16 protein-coding genes are annotated in these 21,408 nt (G+C 69.3%); 10 read left to right on the top strand and 6 right to left on the bottom strand.

The window, feature by feature from the left end:
- Nucleotides 1-123: 123 nt before the first annotated feature.
- The 3 genes from AC5RWG_RS14515 to AC5RWG_RS14505 all read left to right on the top strand — a co-directional run bounded on the left by AC5RWG_RS14515 (nucleotide 124) and on the right by AC5RWG_RS14505 (nucleotide 3,312).
- On the top strand, nucleotides 124-369 hold the full coding sequence (locus AC5RWG_RS14515) for a Trm112 family protein (RefSeq protein ID WP_494001440.1): 246 nt from the start codon (nucleotides 124-126) through the stop codon (nucleotides 367-369).
- 10 nt (nucleotides 370-379) lie between these two features.
- Complete coding sequence (gene ahcY, locus AC5RWG_RS14510) at nucleotides 380-1,873, top strand: adenosylhomocysteinase (RefSeq protein ID WP_494026465.1); 1,494 nt, start codon at nucleotides 380-382, stop codon at nucleotides 1,871-1,873.
- Between the two features lie 194 nt (nucleotides 1,874-2,067).
- A complete protein-coding gene (locus AC5RWG_RS14505; RefSeq protein WP_494026464.1) occupies nucleotides 2,068-3,312 on the top strand; it encodes a L,D-transpeptidase in 1,245 nt (414 codons plus the stop codon).
- Between the two features lie 52 nt (nucleotides 3,313-3,364).
- On the opposite strand, the gene AC5RWG_RS14500 is transcribed toward AC5RWG_RS14505, so the two are convergent.
- Nucleotides 3,365-4,168, bottom strand: a complete 804-nt coding sequence (locus AC5RWG_RS14500; protein WP_494026463.1) for an RDD family protein — start codon at nucleotides 4,166-4,168, stop codon at nucleotides 3,365-3,367.
- Nucleotides 4,169-4,277: 109 nt separating this feature from the next.
- On the opposite strand from AC5RWG_RS14500, the gene AC5RWG_RS14495 reads away from it, so the two are divergent.
- Both AC5RWG_RS14495 and AC5RWG_RS14490 read left to right on the top strand, forming a co-directional pair.
- A complete protein-coding gene (locus AC5RWG_RS14495) occupies nucleotides 4,278-5,270 on the top strand; it encodes a stage II sporulation protein M (RefSeq protein ID WP_494026462.1) in 993 nt (330 codons plus the stop codon).
- 152 nt (nucleotides 5,271-5,422) lie between these two features.
- On the top strand, nucleotides 5,423-6,784 hold the full coding sequence (locus AC5RWG_RS14490) for a TIGR01906 family membrane protein (RefSeq protein ID WP_494026461.1): 1,362 nt from the start codon (nucleotides 5,423-5,425) through the stop codon (nucleotides 6,782-6,784).
- Between the two features lie 22 nt (nucleotides 6,785-6,806).
- Here the strand turns inward: AC5RWG_RS14490 and AC5RWG_RS14485 are convergent, their stop codons facing one another.
- Together AC5RWG_RS14485 and AC5RWG_RS14480 are read right to left on the bottom strand one after the other, a co-directional pair.
- Nucleotides 6,807-8,618, bottom strand: coding sequence for an AMP-dependent synthetase/ligase (locus tag AC5RWG_RS14485; protein ID WP_494026460.1), 1,812 nt, complete (start codon nucleotides 8,616-8,618; stop codon nucleotides 6,807-6,809).
- Between the two features lie 49 nt (nucleotides 8,619-8,667).
- Entirely contained in the window at nucleotides 8,668-10,308 is a 1,641-nt protein-coding gene (locus tag AC5RWG_RS14480) for a dolichyl-phosphate-mannose--protein mannosyltransferase (RefSeq protein ID WP_494167220.1), read from the bottom strand.
- Between the two features lie 149 nt (nucleotides 10,309-10,457).
- Here AC5RWG_RS14480 and rsmI point away from each other — a divergent pair, with 149 nt between their 5' ends.
- Both rsmI and AC5RWG_RS14470 read left to right on the top strand, forming a co-directional pair.
- Nucleotides 10,458-11,342, top strand: a complete 885-nt coding sequence (gene rsmI / locus AC5RWG_RS14475) for a 16S rRNA (cytidine(1402)-2'-O)-methyltransferase (RefSeq protein ID WP_494014349.1) — start codon at nucleotides 10,458-10,460, stop codon at nucleotides 11,340-11,342.
- Nucleotides 11,343-11,561: 219 nt separating this feature from the next.
- Nucleotides 11,562-13,043, top strand: coding sequence for an NAD-dependent succinate-semialdehyde dehydrogenase (locus tag AC5RWG_RS14470; protein WP_494014348.1), 1,482 nt, complete (start codon nucleotides 11,562-11,564; stop codon nucleotides 13,041-13,043).
- Here AC5RWG_RS14470 and AC5RWG_RS14465 read toward each other — a convergent pair.
- From AC5RWG_RS14465 to AC5RWG_RS14455, 3 genes are read right to left on the bottom strand one after another with little or no spacing between them, the layout of a single operon-like run.
- Nucleotides 13,031-15,409 (bottom strand): transglutaminase TgpA family protein, encoded by a 2,379-nt coding sequence (locus AC5RWG_RS14465; RefSeq protein ID WP_494026458.1) that lies wholly within the window; start codon nucleotides 15,407-15,409, stop codon nucleotides 13,031-13,033. The two genes, AC5RWG_RS14470 and AC5RWG_RS14465, sit on opposite strands and share 13 nt — an antisense overlap.
- Nucleotides 15,406-16,779, bottom strand: coding sequence for a DUF58 domain-containing protein (locus AC5RWG_RS14460; RefSeq protein WP_494014346.1), 1,374 nt, complete (start codon nucleotides 16,777-16,779; stop codon nucleotides 15,406-15,408). Before AC5RWG_RS14460 ends, AC5RWG_RS14465 begins: the two co-directional genes overlap by 4 nt.
- A gap of 5 nt (nucleotides 16,780-16,784) precedes the next feature.
- Complete coding sequence (locus AC5RWG_RS14455; protein WP_494014345.1) at nucleotides 16,785-17,822, bottom strand: AAA family ATPase; 1,038 nt, start codon at nucleotides 17,820-17,822, stop codon at nucleotides 16,785-16,787.
- A 148-nt stretch (nucleotides 17,823-17,970) separates the two neighbouring features.
- Between AC5RWG_RS14455 and AC5RWG_RS14450 the strand changes: the two genes are divergently transcribed.
- The 3 genes from AC5RWG_RS14450 (at nucleotide 17,971) to rsmA (ending at nucleotide 21,398) form a co-directional block, all read left to right on the top strand.
- Nucleotides 17,971-18,924, top strand: a complete 954-nt coding sequence (locus AC5RWG_RS14450) for a TatD family hydrolase (protein WP_494026456.1) — start codon at nucleotides 17,971-17,973, stop codon at nucleotides 18,922-18,924.
- Nucleotides 18,925-19,253: 329 nt separating this feature from the next.
- Nucleotides 19,254-20,369, top strand: coding sequence for a resuscitation-promoting factor (locus tag AC5RWG_RS14445; protein ID WP_494014343.1), 1,116 nt, complete (start codon nucleotides 19,254-19,256; stop codon nucleotides 20,367-20,369).
- A 108-nt stretch (nucleotides 20,370-20,477) separates the two neighbouring features.
- On the top strand, nucleotides 20,478-21,398 hold the full coding sequence (gene rsmA, locus AC5RWG_RS14440) for a 16S rRNA (adenine(1518)-N(6)/adenine(1519)-N(6))-dimethyltransferase RsmA (RefSeq protein ID WP_494014342.1): 921 nt from the start codon (nucleotides 20,478-20,480) through the stop codon (nucleotides 21,396-21,398).
- Nucleotides 21,399-21,408 lie beyond the last annotated feature (10 nt).

The raw sequence follows: 21,408 nt of genomic DNA, 5'->3' as shown, positions 1-21,408 counted from the left end.
CGATACGCTGGGAGACGGGCAGCGCGCCGTGCCGGCAACCTGCCGTCCGCGGCGAAGCCCCGCGCCGCCGGCCGCCGGAAGCGGACGCAGCCGAAGCTGCTGGAGATCAAAGGACACCATCGCATGGCACATCTGACCCCCGAACTGCTGGCGGTTTTGCGCTGCCCGGCTACCGGTTCATCACTGGTCCAGGAGGGCGACGAACTGCTCTCGACCGGCCGCACCGCCGCCGGAGACCGGCTGCACTACCGGATCGAAGACGGCATCCCGGTGCTGCTGCCGCAGACCGCCCCCGCGGGCGGCGCCCTTGATTCAACCAACGACGGCGCCGCTGCCTCCCCCAACGACGGCCCCGCTGACCACGCTTAGGAGCATTACTGTGACGTTCGATTACAAGGTCAAGGACCTCTCGCTGGCAGCCGCCGGCCGCCACCAGATCCGCCTGGCGGAGCACGAGATGCCGGGCCTGATGGCCCTGCGCGCAGAATTCGGCGAGGCCCAGCCCCTGGCCGGTGCCAGGATTGCCGGTTCCCTGCACATGACGGTGCAGACCGCGGTCCTGATCGAAACGCTGACCGCGCTCGGAGCGGAGGTCCGCTGGGCCTCCTGCAACATCTTCTCCACCCAGGACGAGGCCGCCGCAGCCGTCGTGGTGGGCAACGGCACGCCGGAGGACCCGCAGGGCGTTCCGGTCTTCGCCTGGAAGGGGGAAACGCTCGAAGAGTACTGGTGGACGGCCGAGCAGATCCTGACCTGGCCCGGCGCCGACGAAAATCCCGAGCTGGGACCGAACATGATCCTGGACGACGGCGGCGACGCCACGCTGCTGCTGCACAAGGGCGTGGAATTCGAGGCCGCCGGCGCCGTCCCCTCGGCCACCGCGGAGGACCCGCACGAGTACACGATCATCCTGGACGTGCTGCGCGCCTCGCTGGCCAAGGACCCGCAGAAGTTCACCCGGGTCGCCGCCGGCATCCGCGGCGTCACCGAGGAAACCACCACCGGCGTGCACCGGCTCTACCAGCTGGCGGAGCAGGGCCAGTTGCTGTTCCCGGCGATCAACGTTAACGACGCAGTGACCAAGTCCAAGTTCGACAACAAGTACGGCATCCGCCATTCGCTGCCCGACGGCATCAACCGGGCCACCGACGTTCTGATGGGCGGCAAGACGGCGGTTGTGTGCGGCTACGGCGACGTCGGCAAGGGCGCGGCCGAGGCGCTGCGCGGCCAGGGCGCCCGCGTCGTCGTCACCGAGATCGACCCGATCTGCGCCCTGCAGGCCGCGATGGACGGCTACCAGGTCACCACCCTGGACAAAGTGGTGGGCGAGGGCCACATCTTCATCACCACCACCGGGAACAAGGACGTCATCATGGCGTCCGACATGGTGAAGATGCGCGACAAGGCCATCGTGGGCAACATCGGCCACTTCGACAACGAAATCGACATGGCGGGCCTGGCCGCCGTCGAGGGCGTACAGAAGGTGGAGATCAAGCCGCAGGTGCACGAATGGGTCTTCGATGCCGGGCTGGCGACCGAGCGCTCCATCATCGTGCTCTCCGAGGGACGGCTGCTGAACCTGGGCAACGCCACCGGGCACCCTTCGTTCGTCATGAGCAACTCGTTCGCCAACCAGACCATCGCGCAGATCGAGCTGTTCGCCAAGCACGGCAAGCCGGCCGAGGGTTCGGCCACCGGCGAGCCCGAGTACGCCAACCAGGTCTACGTGCTGCCGAAGGTGCTCGACGAGAAGGTCGCCCGGCTGCACCTGGACGCGCTCGGCGTCGAACTCACCGAACTGACCAAGGAACAGGCCGAGTACCTGGGCGTGGACGCCGCCGGCCCGTACAAGCCGGACCACTACCGCTACTGATCCAGACCGGGAGGGCCGACGGCGGGCGTACGTCCCGCCGTTAGCCGTCCGGTTGAATGGTTACCGGATTGTTGGGCGGGCTCGCCCGCAATAACCCGTCCCTTCGGCGCCGCCCGCCCTACGATGGAGGCAGGGTGCTGTTGTGCCCTGCAGCGGCGGTTACCCGCCGCGGGGGTCTCGTGAGTTGGGTTGGGATGACTGAGGAAAAAAAGAAGCGCAAGGGCCTTAAGATCGCCCTGCTGTGCATCGTCGGAGTGCTGGTGGCAGCCGCCGCGGCCGTCACTGCGGCAACCATGGCGTCGCCCACGTTCGCTGCCCAGTTGGGACGGGTGTTCGCCGCCGCCCCGGCCGAGCGGCAGGGTTTCTCCGAGCCGGTCGTCAAGGCGATGTCGGTCGGTGTCACCCCGGCAGACAAAGCCGTGGAGGTCAATCCCGCCACCGTGGCCACCATCACCGCCAAGAACGCCTCCATCAAGGATGTGGCGTTGGCGCCGGCACAGGGCGGCGAACCGATCGCCGGGGAGCTGTCCGCAGACGGCAGCGTCTGGAAGGCAACGGAACGCCTGGACTTCCTGACCGAATACGAGTTCAGCTACACCCTGGTGGACCGCGCCGGCACCGAGACCGTGAAGCAGCAGACCTTCACCACCGTGCTCGCTCCCAACCAGGCCGACGGCTGGATGTACCCGCTGGACGGGCAAAGCGTGGGCATCGCCCAGCCGCTGGAGTTCAACTTCAGCGAACCCGTGCTCAACAAGGAAGCGGTGGAGGAGGCCATCTCCATCACCACCTCCGCCGGGCAGAAGGGCGAGTTCTACTGGTACTCGGACACGAAGGCCCGCTTCCGCGCGGAAAGATACTGGGAGCCGAACAGCACCGTGACCGTGGACATGAAACTGTTCGGCGTGGAGTTCGGCAACGACATGATCGGCATGAACGACGAGAAGATCACCGTCAACATCCTTGATGACCGCCGGGCGATCGTGGACAACAAGACCAAGACCATGAAGATCTACGTGGGCGGCGACCTGGCCAAGACCTTCCCGGTGACGCTGGGCGACCCGAACTGGCCGTCCAGCAAGGGCATCCACCCGATCATGGACATGCATGAATCGCTGCCGTTCAACCCGCGCAGCATCGGGCTCAAACCGGGAGACCCGGACTGGTACGAGCCGTTCGACGCCAAGTACGCCAGCCGGCTGAGCAACAGCGGCGAGTTCGTCCACACCACCCTGGACCCCTCCGCCCTGGGCGTGCGCAACATTTCCCACGGTTGCGTGGGCATGTCCGAAGCCGGCGCCCGGTACTTCTACGAGACCATGCGGACCGGGGACATCGTGGATATCCGCAATACCGACGGCGGGTTCCTGGACCCGACGGACGGTTTCGGGGACTGGAACGTGGACTGGAAGACCTGGACGTCGCAGGACAAGGGGTAGCTGTCCCGCGGCCGGCGGCTCGGTGGCCACCGGGCGGACCGCGCGGCCGCGCCTAGTCCCGGAAGGGCAGGGAATGCAGCCGGGCGCCACGCCGGGCGGCGCGCTCCTGCTGTCGGGACAGTCGGACGAAGTCGCGTTCGCGCCGTTCGGCCATCACGGCCAGCAGGTACATTTCCGGCGGCGTGCCGGCCGGCGGCGGGGGAGAGACATAGCCGGACGCCTCGTTGGCCAGGGCCGTGGCCAACCGGGCACGGGAGGCCGGAATCATCTTGGGCGCCTGCGAGAGGAACTGGATAATCCGCCGGGCCAGCGGCTCCGGCAGCCGCCCCATGTCGGCGAGCTTCACCCAGGGGGCCAGTTGCGGGGGGATTTCCGGCAGGATCTTCGGTGCGACCGCGACGCGTTCCCGCATGCTGTAGGTGCCCGCCAGCAGGTCGCCGAGCCGCTTGGACCTGTCATTGAACAGGGCCACTATGAAGGCCACCGAACCGAGCAGGATGTACAGTTCGAAGACCGCCACGAGGCCGCGGATGAGCGCATGCCGGAACCGGATGGCACCGCCGTCGTCGCGCACGATCCGCAGGCCCATGACCCAGCGGCCCAGCGACTTGCCGCGGGTAAGGGTCTCGACGGCTATGGGCACCCCGACCAGGAAGAACAGCACCACGGCGATGACCAGCGCGCGGGCGGCCGCGGCGTCGAACCCGACCTCGAGGGTCTCCGCCAGCAGCACGAAGGCGGCGATCAGCAGGATCACGTTGGCCACCACATCGATGATCGAGCTCAGCGCCCGGACGCCGAACGACGCCGGCCGCAGTTCCAGCACTACCGCCTCGCCGGTGATGACGTTGCTCATCGGATCCCTTTCCCGGGCGGTCTGTGCCGCCCGGTTCCACTCTATCGATCCGGGGCGGCGGGCCGGGCGGCGCCCCGGATCTTCCGCGCGCGGCGGCTAGGCTAGGAGCGTGGATATCGATGCCTTCGCCGCGGTGCATGAGCACGATTGGCAGCGGCTGGACGAACTGAGCGCCAAACGCAGGCTCACCGGCCCCGAGGCGGATGAACTGCTCGTGCTCTACCGGCGCACCTCAACCCACCTGTCGATGATCCGGTCGGTGGCCGCCGAGGGCCAACTGTCGGCGGCCCTGTCCACCCGCCTGTCGCGCGCCAGGACGCGGTTCACGGGGGCCCGCTCCAACTTCGCCCGGGACGTGGCGGAGTTCTTCGTGTTGTCGCTGCCGGCCGCGTTCTACCGCCTGCGCTGGCCGACCGTGGTCATCGGTGCCCTCTTCGTCCTGGTCGCCTGGCTGTTCGGCGCCTGGGTGGCGGGAACCCCCGAGGTCATCAAAGCGATGGGCTCCGACGAGGACATCCGGCAGTACGTGGAAGAGGACTTCGTCAATTACTACTCGGAGAATCCCAACGCCTCCTTCGCCGGCATGGTGTGGACCAACAACGCCTGGATTGCGGCGCAGGCGGTGGCCTTCGGAGTGACCGGACTGTGGGTGCCGTACATCCTGTTCATGAACGCCCAGGGGGTGGGCATGGCCGGCGGGATGATGGCCGCCTACGACCGGCTGGACGTCTTCTTCCTCTACATCCTGCCGCACGGGTTGATGGAGATGACCGCCATCTTCATTGCCGGGGCGGCCGGACTGCGGATCTTCTGGTCCTGGGTCTCGCCCGGCCGGCTCACCCGCACCGCCTCGCTGGCCCGGGAAGGCAGGTCGCTGATTACCGTCGCCCTGGGGCTGGTCCTCGTCCTCCTGATCTCCGGCCTGGTCGAGGGCTTCGTGACCCCCAGCCAGTTGCCGGACTGGCTGCGCCTGGGCATCGGTGTGCTGGTGCTGGCCGCCTACTGGATGTACACCCTCGTCGTGGGCCGGCGGGCCTACCTGGCGGGGGAGCGGGGCGACCTGGACCGGTTCGATGCCGGCGAGGCCGCCGCCACCGGGTAGCTGCCGTCCGGGCAGGCGACGGGGTAGGCAGCCGGCGGGGCAGGCAGGCGACGGCCGGGCGGGCCGCCCCCGGGGTGGCAACCGTGAAGCGCCGCCGGCCGGCGGTAGTCTCATAGGCAGAGAGGCCAGCGGCACAGAAAGAGGCGACGGACGTGGCAGTCGAAGACGTGAAATCCGGCGGAGACGAACGCAGGGCACGGACAGCGCCGGGAGAAGCCCCTGGCGCTGAACCGGAGCGCGCCCCCGCGCCTCCGGTCCCTGCCGTCAACGGCCGGTTCCGGGACGGCGCCAACCCGCTGCCCATGCGCCGGCCCAGCCGGCTGCCGGATTTGAGCGCCGTGGCGACCGGCCTCGGCACCGAGCGCGACGGCGGTGCCCCGGACAGCGCCGGAACGCGGCCCCGCAGCGACGGGTCCACGCAGCCCGACGCCGGGGCGCGGGCCGCCGGCGGAGCGGGCGCTGCCGCCGAAGCCGCCCGGGTCGGAGCCCCCGTGCCTGCCGGCCGAGCCGCCGGTGGCCCCGCGGCCGGACTGCCGGATCCGGCCGGAGCAGCAGACGCCGCACCGGGCGACGGCCGCCGGGGGACCGGCACGGCCGCCGCTGCCGACCAGGGCCCGGCGGCCCCGAAGCCGCTGCCGGCGCGCCCGCCCATGCCGCCCGGTGGGACGGCCGCAGCCGCCGCCGGCAGCGACGCCAACCCGGCGACCGGTGCGCTCTCGGTACGCCCGCCGCGCTCCGAGGTGGTCCGGCGCACGACCGAGCGCGACGAGGCAATGAACGCCAAGCCGCTGGCCGGACGGATCCTGCAGGTGGTCCTGGCGGTGCTGTTCCCGCCGCTGCTGATCATCGGTGCCATCCGGCTGGTGGCCACGCCGTTGTTCCTCTGGGCGGAATACCACCGCCCCGGGTTCCCGGCCGACAGCTTCGGCTTCAGCACGGAGGAACGGATGACCTACGGCTCCTATGCGGTGGACTACCTGCTGAATTTCGCCGGCCCGCGATACCTGGGAGACCTCTCCGGACCCCACGGCGGCAGCCTGTTTTTGGACTCCGAGGTCAGCCACATGGCCGACGTGAAGGGCGTGTTCCTCGCGACCATGCTTGCCGGGGCGGTCATGCTGCTGCTGGCCGTCGTCGCAGTGGTCTACCTGGCCCGCCGCTACCACGGGGGGATCCGGCGCGGCCTGTTCGCCGGTTCCGCCGCGACGCTGATCCTGGTCCTGCTGCTGGGCGTCCTGGGGGCGCTCAACTGGCAGCAGTTCTTCACCGAGTTCCACCGGATCTTCTTCGCCGACGGCACCTGGACCTTCTTCGTGGACGACACCCTGATCCGCCTGTTCCCGGCCCAGTTCTGGATGGACGCCGGAATCGTCATTGCCCTGCTGGTGCTGATGGTCTCCTCGCTGGTGCTGGCGCTGACCTGGCCGACCCGCGCCCGGCGGAACCGGAGCGCCGCCGCCGCCGAAGAACAGCGCCGCCGGCACGAACTGCTGCTCGCCCGCGAGCAGGACTAGGCGGGCGGCTGCCGGCCAGGGCCTAGCGGTACAGGGAATCGATCTCGCCGGCGAAGTCTTCCAGCACGGTGACGCGCTTGAGCTTCAGTGACGGCGTCAGGTGCCCGGAGGCCTCGGTGAGGTCCTGTCCCAGGACCGCGAACTTCCGGATCTGCTCGGCCCGCGAAACCAGCTGGTTGGCCTGGTCCACGGCCTGCTGCAGCTCGGCCAGGACCGCCGGGTCTTCGGCGGCCTCGGCCAGGCCGACCGGCCCGCGGCCGGCCGAGGAAAGCCAGCCGGCCAGGCCCTCTTCGTCCAGGGACACCAACGCCCCGACGAACGGGCGTCCCTCGCCGACCACCACCGCCTGGGACACCAGCCGGTGTTCGCGCAGCGCGTCCTCCAGCGGACCCGGAGCGACATTCTTGCCGCCCGCCGTTACCAGCAGCTCCTTTTTCCTGCCGGTGATGGTGAGGTAGCCGTCGTCGTCCAACGTCCCGACGTCCCCCGTGCACAAGAAGCCGTCCCGAAAGTACTCGGCATTGGCGTCGTCGTTATTGTGGTAGCCGCGGGTGATGCCGATGCCCTTGATCAGGACCTCGCCGTCGTCGGCGATTCTGATGGTGGTGCCGGGCAACGGCAGTCCCACGGTGCCGATCCGGTTGGCGCCGGGCAGGTTTACCGCCGCAGGGGCAGTGGATTCGGTGAGCCCGTAGCCTTCCAAGACCGGCACGCCGATGCCGGTGAAGAAGTGCGCGAGCTTTGGATTCAATGCGGAAGCGCCGGAGACGGTGTACTCCACGTGCCCGCCGAACGCCGCGCGCAGCTTTCCGTAGACGAGCCTGTCGAACACGGCATGCCGGGCCTTGAGGGCCAGCCCGGGCCCGGCGCCGGTGCCGCGTGCCTGCGCATCCCGTGCCCGGGAGTAGGCGACCGCTGTCTGCGCCGCGGCGTCGAAGATCCTGCCCTTGCCGCCGTCGTGCGCTTTCTGCCGGGCAGAGGCGTAGACCTTTTCGAACACGCGCGGAACCACCAGCAGGAAGGTGGGCTGGTAGGTGCGCAGGTCCTCGATCAACTCCGCCATGCTCGATGTGTGGCCCATCTTCACTCCGGCGGTCAGGCAGATCACCTGCACGGCCCGGGCCAGCACGTGCGCCAGCGGCAGGAACATCAGCGACTTCGCGTCCGGGCGCTTGAGGATGTCCGCCAGGAACTCCACGGTGTTGACCGCCAGTTCCGCGAAGTTGCCATGCGTGATGATGCAGCCGCGCGGCCGGCCGGTGGTGCCCGAGGTGTAGACCAGCGAGGCCGCGTCCTGCATGCCCCGGGAGGTCCGGCGCAGTTCAAGTTCCTCGTCGGTGACCACGGTTCCGCGGGCCTCCAGCTCAGCCAGCCCCTCGGCCTTCCCATCCAGCTGCCAGACCGGAAGCGCGGCCGGCAGCCCGGACATGGCCTGGCGCACCACGGCGGCCTTGGCGGCGTCCTCGGCGAACACCAGCTTCGCCGCCGAGTCCTGCAGGATCCACTGCACCTGGTGCGGGGACGAGGTTTCGTAGATAGGAACCACCACCGCGCCGGCGAACCAGCCGGCCAAGTCCACCACCGTCCACTCGAACCGGGTCTTGGACATCACGGCAATGGTGTCTCCGGCTTCGATGCCGGAGGCCATCAGGCCCTTCGCCACGGCGCTGACCTGGGCCAGGAGTTCGGCGGCCGGAACATCGGACCAGGCGCCGTTGCGCTTGACCGCATAGAGCGCCCGCTGCGGGTCGCGCTGATGCTGGGCCACCAGGATGTCCGTCAGGTTGGAGCCGGCCGGCATCGCTGCCAGCACTTCGGTTACTGCTTCGCGCACGTCGTGCCCACTTTCTGAATCCGGTAAAAGTCGTGTTGTCCGGCCTGCATCAAATCCAACTTGGCATCCACATCCGCCAGCGCCACTGGTCGTAGCCGATCATCTCTGCGGTCCACACCGGCAGGAAGAATGCCGACACCGCGAGTGCGGCCGCCACGAAGAGCCCGACCACCAGCACGCCTTGGCGCCGGCGCCACGGCGGATCCGTCGCCCGGCCCAGCGCCAGCCCGAGCACGTAGGTCAGGGCCAGGACCAGGAACGGCTGGAAGGCGATCGCGTAGAAGAAGAACGTGGTCCGGTCGGGGTAGAGGAACCAGGGCAGGTAACCGGCCGCGACTCCCGCCAGAATCGCCCCTGCCCGCCAGTCCCGCCGCCCGGCCCAATAGAAGAGCAGCACCAGCAGCGAGGCGGCCGCGGCCCACCAGATGAGCGGGTTGCCGACCACCGTGACCGCCTCGGAACAGCGGGTGGCCGCCTCGCACCCGCCCTGGCCGGCTTCTTCGGCATGGTAGTAGAACGACGTCGGGCGGCCCATGAACAACCAGGTCCAGGCATTGGATTCGTACGGGTGCTCGGAATCCAGTCCGTTGTGAAAGGTGTAGGCGCTGCGGTGATACTCGGCCAGCGAGCGCAGCCAGTCCGGCAGCCACCCCAAGGCCGCGGACGGGTTCGACGCCGCCCAGTTGCGGTCGTAGGCATCATCGGAGCGCAGCCAGCCGGTCCAGGACGCCAGATAGGTCACCGCCGCGGCCGGAATCATGGTGAAGAACGCCGGCACCCCGTCCCTGATCACGCCGGCGGAAAACCACTCCCTGATCCCCGCGGCACGCCGGGCGCCAAGGTCCCAAAACACGCACATCAGGCCAAACACCGCGACGAACGCCAGCGCCGACCACTTGGTGCCCACGGCCAGCCCGAGGCAGACCCCCGCAGCCAGCCGCCACGGCCGCCAGAGCACCCAGGGACCATACAGCAGCCGCGAAGGGGGCGGCACCCCGGAGGGACCAGCCTGCCGGGCGATTTTCGCGGCCAGCCGCCGTCGCCCGTCGAAGCGGTCCAGCAGCAGCGCGCCGAAGGCGGCGACCACCCAGAACATGAGGAAGACGTCCAGCAAAGCCGTCCGGGAGTGGACCAGATGGTGCCCGTCGATGGCCGTCAGCAAACCGGCGACCCCGCCCAGCGCCGGCGACTTGAACAACGACTGCGCGATCAGGGCGATCATCAGGATGGACAGCGTGCCGGTAAGTGCGGCGCCGAAACGCCAGCCAAAACCGTTGTCGGAACCAAAAAGCCACATGCCGGCGGCGATCATCCACTTGCCCACCGGCGGGTGCACCACATATTCGGGGGTATCGAGGAGGACGTCCGGACTGCCCGCGTTGAAGGAGTCGTTGGCGTCCTTGGGCCATTCGCGTTCGTAGCCGGATTGCAGGTAGGAGTAGGCGTCCTTGACGTAGTAGGTTTCGTCGAACACCAGCGAACCCGGTTCACCCAGGCGGTAGAAACGCAAAACCCCGCCGAGGACGGCCGTGAGCACGGGGAGCAGCCACGCCCAGGGCCCGAACCGGGCCGGAAGACCGAGCAGTCGGCGGCGCAGCACTGCCTCGCTGAAGGCCCGTCCCGGCGATTCCAGCCAGCCGTGGCGGGGGACAACCGCCGCCGGCGGAGGTGTGGTTCGGGTCACGGCCATCATGTTACCGGCCGGTAGGTGCAGGGGTGTGCGGCGCCACAGGCCGGGACGTCGGCTGCCGGACGGCGGTCCTCGCTGCAGTGGGGCACATACCGACTCTATATAAGGCGCCGGTGAAAGAGGGCAACGCCGCAGGTAGGGTTGTCCATGTGAATGAGCAGGAACGGGGCGTCCCGGCAGGGGGGCAGCCAGGACAGATCGTGTTGGCCGGAACGCCGATCGGCAACGTCGGGGACGCCTCCCCGCGGCTGGTCGAGCTGCTCCAAACGGCCGATGTAGTCGCTGCCGAAGACACCCGCCGCCTGCACAAACTCCTGCAGCGGCTGGGTATCACGGCCGCCGGCCGGATCATCAGCTACCACGAACACAACGAGGCGACCCGTACCGCAGACCTGCTGGAGCTGGTCCGTGCCGGCAGCACCCTGGTGATGGTGACCGACGCCGGCATGCCGGCCGTCTCGGATCCCGGTTTCCGGCTGGTGGAGGCGGCCGTGGCGGAGGGCCTGCTGGTCACTGCCGTGCCCGGGCCGTCGGCCGTGCTCACGGCGCTGGCGCTGTCCGGCTTGCCCACCGACCGCTTCACCTTCGAGGGCTTCCTGCCCCGCAAGCAGGGGGAGCGCGCCGGGCGGCTGGCGGAGCTCGCCGCCGAGCGCCGGACCATGGTCTTCTTCGAGGCGCCGCATCGGCTGGCGGCCATGCTGCGGGCCCTCGACGCCGGATTCGGCCCGGGCCGGCGGGCGTCGGTCTGCCGGGAGCTGACCAAGCTGCATGAAGAAGTGCTGCGCGGTACGGTCCGGGAACTGCTGGAGTGGGCCGAAAGCCATGAGGTCCGGGGCGAAATCGCCGTGGTGGTTGCCGGCGCGACGGAAACAGCGCCCGAACAGCCCGAAGACCACGTGGACGGCGTCAACGCGCTGGTGACGCAGGGTGCCCGGCTCAAGGACGCCGTCGCCGCCGTCGCGGCCGATGCCCGGGTGAGCAAACGCGAGCTCTACGCCGCGGTCCTGGCCGCCCGTGCTCCCGGCGGGCGCTGACTCTCAGCGAAGCGGGTGCCGCCGGATGTCCTGGATGTCGTCATCTGCACGCTCTGTGACCCTCACCCGGCCGCCGGATTGGTATTGTCGATCTGCACAGTAGGTGCCGTGGAACGTAGTGCACCCTCGCATTTACACCCGTGAAGCGGAGCACCTACCGTGAAGGAAAACGGGCAACTGCGCCCACGGACACAATCCCGAACACTTGGAGGCACCGCCATGGCTGAAACCGCAGCCCGCGAAGCAGAACTGCTCGCCAAAGTACCCACCGGCCTGCTGATCAACGGCGAATGGCGCGACGCATCCGACGGCGGGACCTTTGACGTCCATGACCCCGCCACCGGCAAGGTGCTGGCCACCCTGGCCTCGGCCACCAGCGAGGACGCGCTCGCCGCCCTCGACGCCGCCGACAGCGCGCAGGCCGCCTGGGCCCGCACGGCTCCGCGCCAGCGCGCCGAGATCCTGCGCCGCGCCTTCGAGCTGGTGACCGAGCGCTCGGAGGATTTCGCCCTCCTGATGACCATGGAGATGGGCAAGCCGCTGGCCGAATCCCGCGGCGAAGTGGCCTACGGTGCCGAATTCCTGCGCTGGTTCTCGGAGGAGGCCGTCCGCGACTACGGCCGCTACCTGACCACGCCGGAGGGCAAGAACAAGATCCTGGTCCAGCGCAAGCCGGTCGGCCCCTGCCTGTTGATCACCCCGTGGAACTTCCCGCTCGCCATGGCCACCCGCAAGGTCGGTCCCGCGGTAGCGGCCGGCTGCACCATGGTGCTCAAGCCTGCCAAGCTCACCCCGCTGACCAGCCAGCTCTTCGCCCAGACCATGATCGAGGCCGGCCTCCCGGCAGGCGTGCTGAACGTGGTCTCCTCCAAGAGCGCTTCCGGCATCTCCGGGCCGCTGATGCAGGACTCCCGCCTGCGCAAGGTTTCCTTCACCGGCTCCACGCCGGTGGGCAAGCAGCTGCTCAAGGATGCGGCGGACAACGTCCTGCGGACCTCGATGGAGCTCGGCGGGAACGCCCCGTTCATCGTCTTCGAAGACGCCGACCTGGATAAGGCCGTCGAAGGTGCCATGGCGGCCAAGATGCGCAACATGGGCGAGGCCTGCACGGCCGCCAACCGCTTCCTGGTCCAGGCCTCCGTGGCCGAGGAATTCACCACCAAGTTTGCGAACGCCATGAAGACCCTCAAGCCGGGCCGCGGCACCGAAGCGGACACCACGGTGGGCCCGCTGATCGACGGCGGCGCCCGCGACGACGTGCATGCCCTGGTGACCGCGGCAGTGGAAGCCGGAGCGTCCGTCAGCACCGGCGGCGGGCCCGTGGAAGGCGACGGCTACTTCTACCAGCCGACCGTGCTGTCCAACGTTCCGAACGACGCCGATATCCTGCAGAGCGAGATCTTCGGCCCGGTTGCCCCGGTGACCACGTTCGAAACCGAAGAGCAGGCCATCGCCCTGGCCAATGCCACCGAGTACGGCCTTGCCTCCTACATCTACTCGCGCGATGTGAACCGCATGTTCCGCGTCTCCGAGCAGATCGAGTTCGGCCTGGTCGGCTACAACGCCGGCGTGATCTCCAACGCCGCCGCCCCGTTCGGCGGAGTGAAGCAGTCCGGCATGGGCCGCGAAGGCGGCGCGGAGGGCCTGGACGAGTACACCACGGTCCAGTACATCGGCATCGCGGATCCCTACGCCCGGTAGTTCCGATCCGTCGGCCGGCTGTCCCCCAGGGGCGGCCGGCGGCGGAACAGCGACGCCGGCCACAACAGCCCGGCCAGGCGGCGCCGCCATCCGGCCCGCTCCAGGAGCCTGTCCCTGACGGTTTCCACATCGGACCACCGTGCGGCGCCGGCGCCGCCCGGTGGCGGCGCCTCCGGAGCCGCATACGCGGCCCGCTCATAGCCAGCCCGCAGCCGCGCCAGGGCAACGGAAGACTTCCCGGTGACCACGCCGGCGTCGTCGAGGCGTTGCTGGAAGGCCCGCGGTGTTTCCGTTGCCGCGGCCGGCCAGCCGAGGTCTTCCGCGGTATCCACGGCTTCCGCCCAGGTGACCAGGGCGGCACCCCCGCCGCCCCCGGCCATCGCTGCCCGGCGCCAGCCGGTCCGGCGCCGGCGCAGCACCAGCGGCAACAGGAGGACGGCCAGCACCAGGGCCGCGGCCGCCGCCGACCACAGCCGTTGCGAGAGCATGTCTTCCTCCGCCAGGCCGGAGGAGCCGGAGGCAGTGGAATCCCGGGGAGTGTCGGTGGCGGCCGGCGGCGGCCCCGCGGGCCTGAGCGGGTCGTCGTTGGGAAGCACCGGGCCGCCGGCGGGTCCGGTCTGGGCGTAGGCCGGCAACACTCCCCGCGACGGCGTGGGCTCGAAGGCGACCCAGCCGATTCCATTGAAAAAGAGTTCCGGCCAGGAATGCGCGTCCCGGGAATCGATCTCGAACTCCTCCAGCTCCCTGCCGGTATCGTCTTCAAGGACCGCACCGGTGGGACGCCCGGGCGCATAGCCGACCGCCATCCGGCTGGGAATGCCCGCTATCCGGGCCATGATCGCCATCGTGGCGGCGTAGTGGATGCAGTAGCCGGACTTTTCCTCCAGGAATGAGGCCACGACCTCGAAACCGCTCTGGTCGTAGCCGCCGTCGACCGGAGCCTGTTCCGAGTACACGAATCCGGACGTCCGCAGATACGTCTGGATGGCCATGGCCTGTTCGTACGGATTCTCCAAACCCGCCAGCACGGTCGCCGTGGTGTCTGCAATGATGTCCGGCATGTCCTCCGGTAGCTCGGAGAAGACAGGATCGACGACGGGGTTGTTCGACGGTTCCGATGCCCGCAGCGCTTCCCTGGTCAGCGCCGGCCTGACGCTGCGCACCTCGTACTCCTGGTTGGCGGTGGTGGTGCCGGACTCGCCGCGGATGTTGAGGGTGCGGGGATCCCAGCTCCACGTGCCGCGGACGCCCGTGACCCGCGCCGGAGCGTAGGGGGCCAGCAGCCAGGGGCTGGTGAAGGATGCCGTACTGATCCTCGTGGTGGTCACCTCGCCGTCTGCCAGCAGGTTCCGCACGCTGGGCACCTCGAGTTCATCGATGCCGGTGCGGCGGTGGCCGTCGAAGTCGCTCGGGCTCCAGCGCGCGCCGGTCAGGTTTTCCAGCGTGACCGAGCGCAGATAAAGCGGTTCCCCGGCATCCGTGGCGTAGGTCATCCTCCCGAAGGCCCCGGGCCGCCGGAGGTTGTCGCCCAGGCTCACCACCGGGTTGAGGCCCGTCGGCGCGCCCCAATTGAGCCTCGAGCCCTCCGGGAACAATCCGGACGTGAAGCCCGGGATGGCCAGCGGGAGCACCAGCGAAACCGCGAGACCGGCCGCCGCTATGCTCACGGCGCGGCGGATCTGCTCAACGGAGGCCAGTCGACCCCTGCCGCTGCCGCCGGCGGCAAGCCACTGCGCGCAGCCCAGCACCAGCAGGTAACCCGCCGCGGCGGCCAGGAAACCCGCCGCTCCGATACTGTTCGGCTTGATGATGGCTGGAACGATGGCCAGGCCAAGCAGGCCCAGGCCGCTGATGGCCGGCATCTGCAGCGGAACGGCCAGCGTATCCACGAGCAGGGCGATCAGCCCCACACCAACGCAGGCCGCCAGCGCGATGCCGTCGTTGACCAGCACCGGAGCGACCTGCGACACAACGGTGTCCCGGGCTTCCTCCAACATGGGATCAAGGGCAGCGAACGTGCCGGGCCCGGGGATCACGCCCAGGAGACCGGTCGGCGCCAGGAACATCGCCGTGACCGACATGACCAGGCCTGCCAGTCCCAGCAGCGCCCCGGCCAGCGGCGACCAGTCCAGCCGGCGGGCCAGCCCCGTGCCCGCCTCGGTGCAACAGACAGTCACGGCGGCTTGGAACAGCCAACTCCAGCCCTCCAGGACCCCGTGCAGGCTGGCGGCCGTGAGCAGGACGGCGAGTGCGACGGCGGCGCTCATTAACCATGGCGCGACGCCGGGGGAGGGCGGCCGCCCGCCGCTCCGGCCGGGTGCGTCCGGGCCGCGGAGTTCCGCCTGCTTGTCGACCGTGAGGGTCACGTGACCGCTCCTGTTCCCACCGGATCGATCCGGCCGACCAGGTCGAAGTGCGCCCAGGCCGCCGGCAGCGAGGCCTTGGGGCTGACCGCCACGGTCCGCCAGCCGCCCGCACGCAGCACGTCCATCGTCGCCCGGGCCTGTTGCGGCCGGTCGGTGATGATCAGGGCGAAGGCGTGGGAGCCGAATTCGGCGGCCGGGGCCAGCAGGCGCGCTTCGCCGGCGCTGATCTGGCCCAGGACCGCGACCAACGGCCCCTTGTACTTATGTGCCGCAAGTTTGTCCATCAGCCGGTCCCCGAACGCCGGTTCTCCCGGATGCCGGTCGGACTTCCGGTGGTCTTCGGCCAGCCCCAGCGCGGCCAGCCCCTCGGCGAGGTCCTGGTAGCCCGCGGGCCCGTCGAATTGCTCTTGGCCGGGCGACGGGGCCGAGGGGGACTCCAGGACTGCCGCCCGGGCATGGACGTCCAGGAACCGGACGGTGTAGTTGCGCTGCAGGAAGTCGTTGGCGGCCGAGGCCACGGCAGTCACGGCCCACTCGAAGGAGGGCGAGGTGTGCAGCAGGTCCCCGTGCGGGTCGGTGCCATCGCCGAAGGAGGGCAGCAGTCCCGTGCCGTAGGCCGCGGCCCGGCGGTCCAGCACGATGGTCGCCTGCGGCGTGGTCACCGATTCCTCCTGGCGGACCATGAGCTCGCCGTGACGGGCCGTCGCCGCCCAGTGGACCCGGCGCATCGGATCGCCGTAGCGGTATTCGCGGGTCATCACGTCGTCGTCGCTGGGATTGGCCTGCCGCCGGGTGCTCGCCGTGCCGTCCGAACCCCGGGCGCCGGTCAGCGAGGTGGCCGGCAGTTCCACGGGGGACGGGGTCACCACCAACGCGCTGGTTTCGCCCAGCTGATGCCGGTGGTTGGCCAGCCCAAACGGGTCGGAAAAATCCGCCGTCACCGGCCCGATGGCGAACATCCCGCGCTTGCTGGATCGGAGCTTGTACTCATACACGCTCGCCCCGGAGCGGGACGGGTGCCGCGCCGGGAAGCGGAAGGACGGGGCCTTGCCGAAGCGCAGCGGCAGCTGCTCTTCCATGTACACCAGCCCCGTCAGGCCCCCGTTGCGGCGCACCGACAACCGGACCTGGACCACGAGGCCGGTTTCGACGGCCGCGGGCCGAAACTTCCGCTCCACCGTGAATTGCGGCTTGAGGAGCACCATCGCCGCCGCGGCCAGCAGCGGCAGGCCAATCAGGAACACCGCCAGGGTCAGCAGGTCCCGGCGGCCCAGGATCTGCGCCAGCAGCAGCGCCAGCACGCCGGCCGCCAGCACGCCCCACCCGCGCAGGGTGACATACCTGGTGGGGAGCCAGCCGAACGCGTCCATGGCCGTCAGGAAGAGGCGCGGCGGGATTCGCCGCCCACGGGAACCTTGGCCAGCACGGACGCCACCACGCTGGAGGCGTCTTCGCCGGCCGTCATCGCCTTGCGGTCAAGGATCAAACGATGCGCCAGCACGGCCTCGGCAACGGAGGCCACATCGTCGGGCAGGACGAAGTCGCGGCCGTCCAGGGCCGCCGTCGCCTTCGCCGCGCGCAGCAGCTGGAGCATGGCCCGCGGGCTGGCTCCCAGCCGCAGGTGCGGGTGTTCGCGGGTGCCCCGCCCGATGTTGACCGTGTATTCCTTCACCGCCGGCGAAACGTAGACATCACGGACCATGGCCATCATGCTGCGTACCTCGCCCACCGTGACGACCGGGCGGACGCCCTCCAGCGGCGAGACGGACTGGTGGGTCTCCAGCATTTCCATCTCGGCGCGGGGATCCGGGTAGCCCATCGAGATCCGGGCCATGAAACGGTCGCGCTGGGCCTCCGGCAGCGGGTAGGTGCCCTCCATCTCGATCGGATTCTGGGTGGCGATCACCATGAAAGGCGTATCCAGCGGATAGGTGTTCCCGTCCACCGTGACCTGGTGTTCCTCCATGCACTCGAGCAACGCCGACTGGGTCTTGGCCGAGGCACGGTTGATCTCGTCGCCGATGACGATGTTCGCGAACACCGGTCCGGGGCGGAATTCGAACCGGTGCATGTCCTGGTTGTAGATCGAAACACCGGTGACGTCGGAGGGCAACAGGTCCGGCGTGAATTGGATCCGGTGCACGCTGCAGTCGATGGTCTTGGCCAGCGTCTTCGCCAGCATGGTCTTGCCGACGCCGGGCACATCCTCCAGCAGCAGGTGCCCCTGGGCCAACAGCACCGTCAGCGCCAGCCGTGCCGCCTCCGACTTGCCGTCGATGACGGTCTCGATCACGGCCCTGATCCGGCCGCAGGCGTCGTGGAACTCGGTCAGCGCGAGGCCCTCACCCGGCCCCGAACCCGTTGGATCGGAGTGGACGGTCCCGGCCTCTGCCATGTGCTGCTGCGTGTCCATGAAGTACCTTCCGGTGTGCCTTCCCCGAGGGCCGGTTGATCCAACCCTACTTGCTGGCTGTGTGATGCGGTAGACACGCGGACCCCGCCTGGCGGGCCCGCCTCCCTTCACGGCGGAACCGGACCCGGCGCTTCAGTAGGCTGGAAACATGTCCCATCCTGTAGCCGCCGTTGCCGGCGAAACTCCTCCCGCCTACACCGCTGACAGCACCGCAGCCCGGACGACGGCGGTGCGGAGCCCCACCGAGGGGGACGGCCGGCGTCGTAATCTCAGCTATCCGCCGGCACCCGAGCCGCTGCCCGTGCCGGTGATGGACAACCACACGCACCTGGACTTCCGCGACGGACCGGTGGCGGTCACGGTCCGGCAGGCGATGGACGCCGCCGAGGCGGTCGGCGTTGCCGGTGCCGTCCAGGTGGGCTGCGACCTGGAATCCGCCCGCTTCACGCTGCAGGCCGTCGAGGCCGAGCCGAGGCTGCTGGGAGCGGTGGCCATCCACCCCAACGACGCACCCCCGCTGGCGGACGCGGGGACGCTGGAGGAGGCCCTGGCGGAGATTGAGGCGATAGCCGCGCACCCGAGGATCCGGGCGATCGGGGAGACCGGACTGGACTACTACCGGACCGGCGGCGGAGGCCGGGGCGCCCAGCAGGAATCGTTCCGCCGCCACATCGACATCGCCAAGCGGTTGGGCCTCGCCCTGCAGATCCATGACCGGGACGCGCACGACGACGTGGTCCGCGTCCTGCTCGAGGAGGGAGCCCCCGAGAAAGTTGTCTTCCACTGCTTTTCCGGGGACGCGGCGCTGGCCGGGACCTGCAACGACAACGGCTGGCACATGTCCTTCGCCGGAACCGTCACCTTCAGGAACGCCGACGGCCTGCGTGAGGCCCTGGCGGTTGCGGAACCGGCCCTGGTGCTGGCCGAGACCGACGCGCCCTTCCTGACCCCGCATCCCTACCGGGGCCGGCCGAACGCCAGCTACCTGGTGCCCTACACCATGCGCGCGATGGCCGAGGTCCTCGGGAAGGACCTGGCGGAGTTATGCACGGAGGTGGCGGAAAACACGGAGCGCGTTTACGGCTCCTGGCAGCAGGAATAACACGCGCGTAACTTCCCCCGGCCGGACCGAAAACGAGCATGCAGGGCTGCCCGAACGGGGAAGCGACGCGCAGTGCCCGGTGCCGCCCGCAGCAGGCGCCGCTTGTCGGCATGTCACGTTTCGATTACGGTAGGTAGCTAATGGCCGGGGTCGGGGAAGGCAACCGGACATTGTGACACCTGTGGCGGTAGCCGTTGGACGTTCCGTTCGTACGCCCAAACAGCCGCCGCGGGTGCAGCCTGCACTCGCACCGTGCCGTGAAAACCGGCACGTCCCACGCGCGTGTCTTAATGTCCCCGTGCCCGGAAACTGCAACAGATTCGGGAACCGTGACAAACGCACTGAAGAACCGCTGGGTGAAGATCGCCGGCCAGGTCGTCGTCATGACCGCCTTGGTCCTCGGGCTGGTGGCTTTTGTGGGCAACAACAAGTCGGTCACGCTGACCGTGGACGGGCAGGCCAGCACCGTCACCACGTTCGGTTCCACCGTTGCAGACGTCTTGGCCGAATCCGAGGTGCAGGTCGGCGAGCTCGACGACGTCACCCCTGCGGTGGGCGAAGAGATCGCTGACGGTGCCAGCATCGAAGTGGTCACCGCCAAACCCGTAGACGTGAACGTGGACGGCAAGGCCTCCACCGTGCACACCACCGCCGCCACCGTCGAGGAACTGCTGGACGAACTGGAAGTCAACGAAAAGTCGGCCCTGTCCGCCCCGTTGACTGCCGAGCTGGCCTCGGTGGGCGGCGCGGTGACGATCTCGACGCCGAAGAACGTCACCATCGCTGTCGACGGCAAGACCCGCAAGGAAGTCACCACCGCGACCACCATCGGCGACCTGCTCCAGGAACAGAAGATCAAGCTGGGCAAGGAAGACAAGCTCTCCGTTGCCGAGGCCGAGCCGGTGACCGAAGGCACCAAGGTCAAAGTGACCCGGATCGACCGCGAACGCGTGGAGGAGGCCGAGTCCGTCCCGTTCGAGACGGCCACCACGACCAACTCCGCCATGTACGAAGGCGAAGAGAAGGTCACCCGGGCCGGGGAGCCCGGCGAACGCGTCAAGGTCTACGAGGTCGTCCTCACCGACGGCAAGGAAACCGACCGGAAACTCGTCAGCGATAAGGTCACCCGCGAACCGGTCAGCCAGAAGATCACGGTGGGCACCAAGAAGCGTCCGGCCAAGGTCAACAACGCCAACGTCGGCGGGACCTGGCAGGCGCTCGCCGAATGCGAGTCCGGCGGCAACTGGTCCATCAACACCGGCAACGGCTACTCCGGCGGACTGCAGTTCAGCGCTAGCTCCTGGCTCGGCGCCGGCGGCGGCAAGTACGCGCCCTACGCCTACATGGCCACGCCCTCCGAGCAGATCGCTACCGCCGAAGTGCTGCGCAGCAACGGCGGCTGGGGCCACTGGCCGGCCTGTGCCGCCAAGCTGGGACTGCTGTAAGGCATCCGCCTGCTATCCACCGGGCCCGGGCTTCGCTGCCCGGGCCCGGTGTGCGTTAACCGGGCGGCGCCGCCACGGCCGCTGCCGGCGGCCCGATACGATGGCACAGTGACAGAACCCCAATCCGCCTCCGGTACCGACTCACGGCACGACGCCGGGGGAGCCGCGCCCGCCCCCACCCGGCCCTTGCTCGGAGCGGCCGACGTCCGCCGGCTCGCGGCCGAACTGGACGTGCGTCCCACCAAGACCCTCGGGCAAAACTTCGTGATCGACGGCAACACCATCCGTCGGATCGTGGCTGCCGCCCATGTTGTCCCCGGCGAGACAGTCCTGGAGGTCGGGCCCGGCCTGGGGTCGCTCACGCTCGGGCTGCTGGACGCGGCCGGGCACGTGGTCGCCGTCGAAATCGATCCCAAACTCGCCGTCCGCTTGGAACGCACAGCGGCCGAATGGCGTCCCGATGCCGCCGGGCGCCTGGACGTGGTGCTGGCGGACGCGCTGCGGGTCAGGGAACTGCCCAAGGCCCCGGATGCGCTGGTCGCTAACCTGCCCTATAACGTGGCCGTGCCGGTGGTACTGCACCTGCTGGAGCACTTCCCATCGCTGCGGCACGGACTGGTCATGGTTCAGGATGAGGTGGCCGACCGGCTCGCGGCCAAGCCCGGCTCCAAGATCTACGGTGTGCCCAGCGTCAAGGCCGCGTGGTACGGCACCATGCGCAAGGCAGGGGTGATCGGCATGAACGTGTTCTGGCCCGCACCCAAGATCGCTTCCGGGCTGGTGGAGTTCACCCGCGGGCAGCCGCCCGTGACCCGCGCCCCGCGCCATGAAGTGTTTGCCGTCATCGACGCGGCGTTCGCGCAACGCCGCAAGACGCTGCGCGCCGCGCTGGCCGGCTGGGCCGGCAGCGCCGCCCGGGCCGAGGAAGCGCTGCGGCTGGCAAATGTGGACCCCGGCGCCCGCGGAGAGGTGCTGGACATTGCCGCCTTTGCCCGCATCGCCGAGTTCAACCATCGGCTTGTCGGCTAGGAAGGTGGCG

The sequence above is a fragment of the Arthrobacter sp. Y3221160 genome, assembly GCF_059092585.1.
Note: the sequence above shows the minus strand (reverse complement) of the source record. Positions and strands in the feature narration are given on the sequence as shown.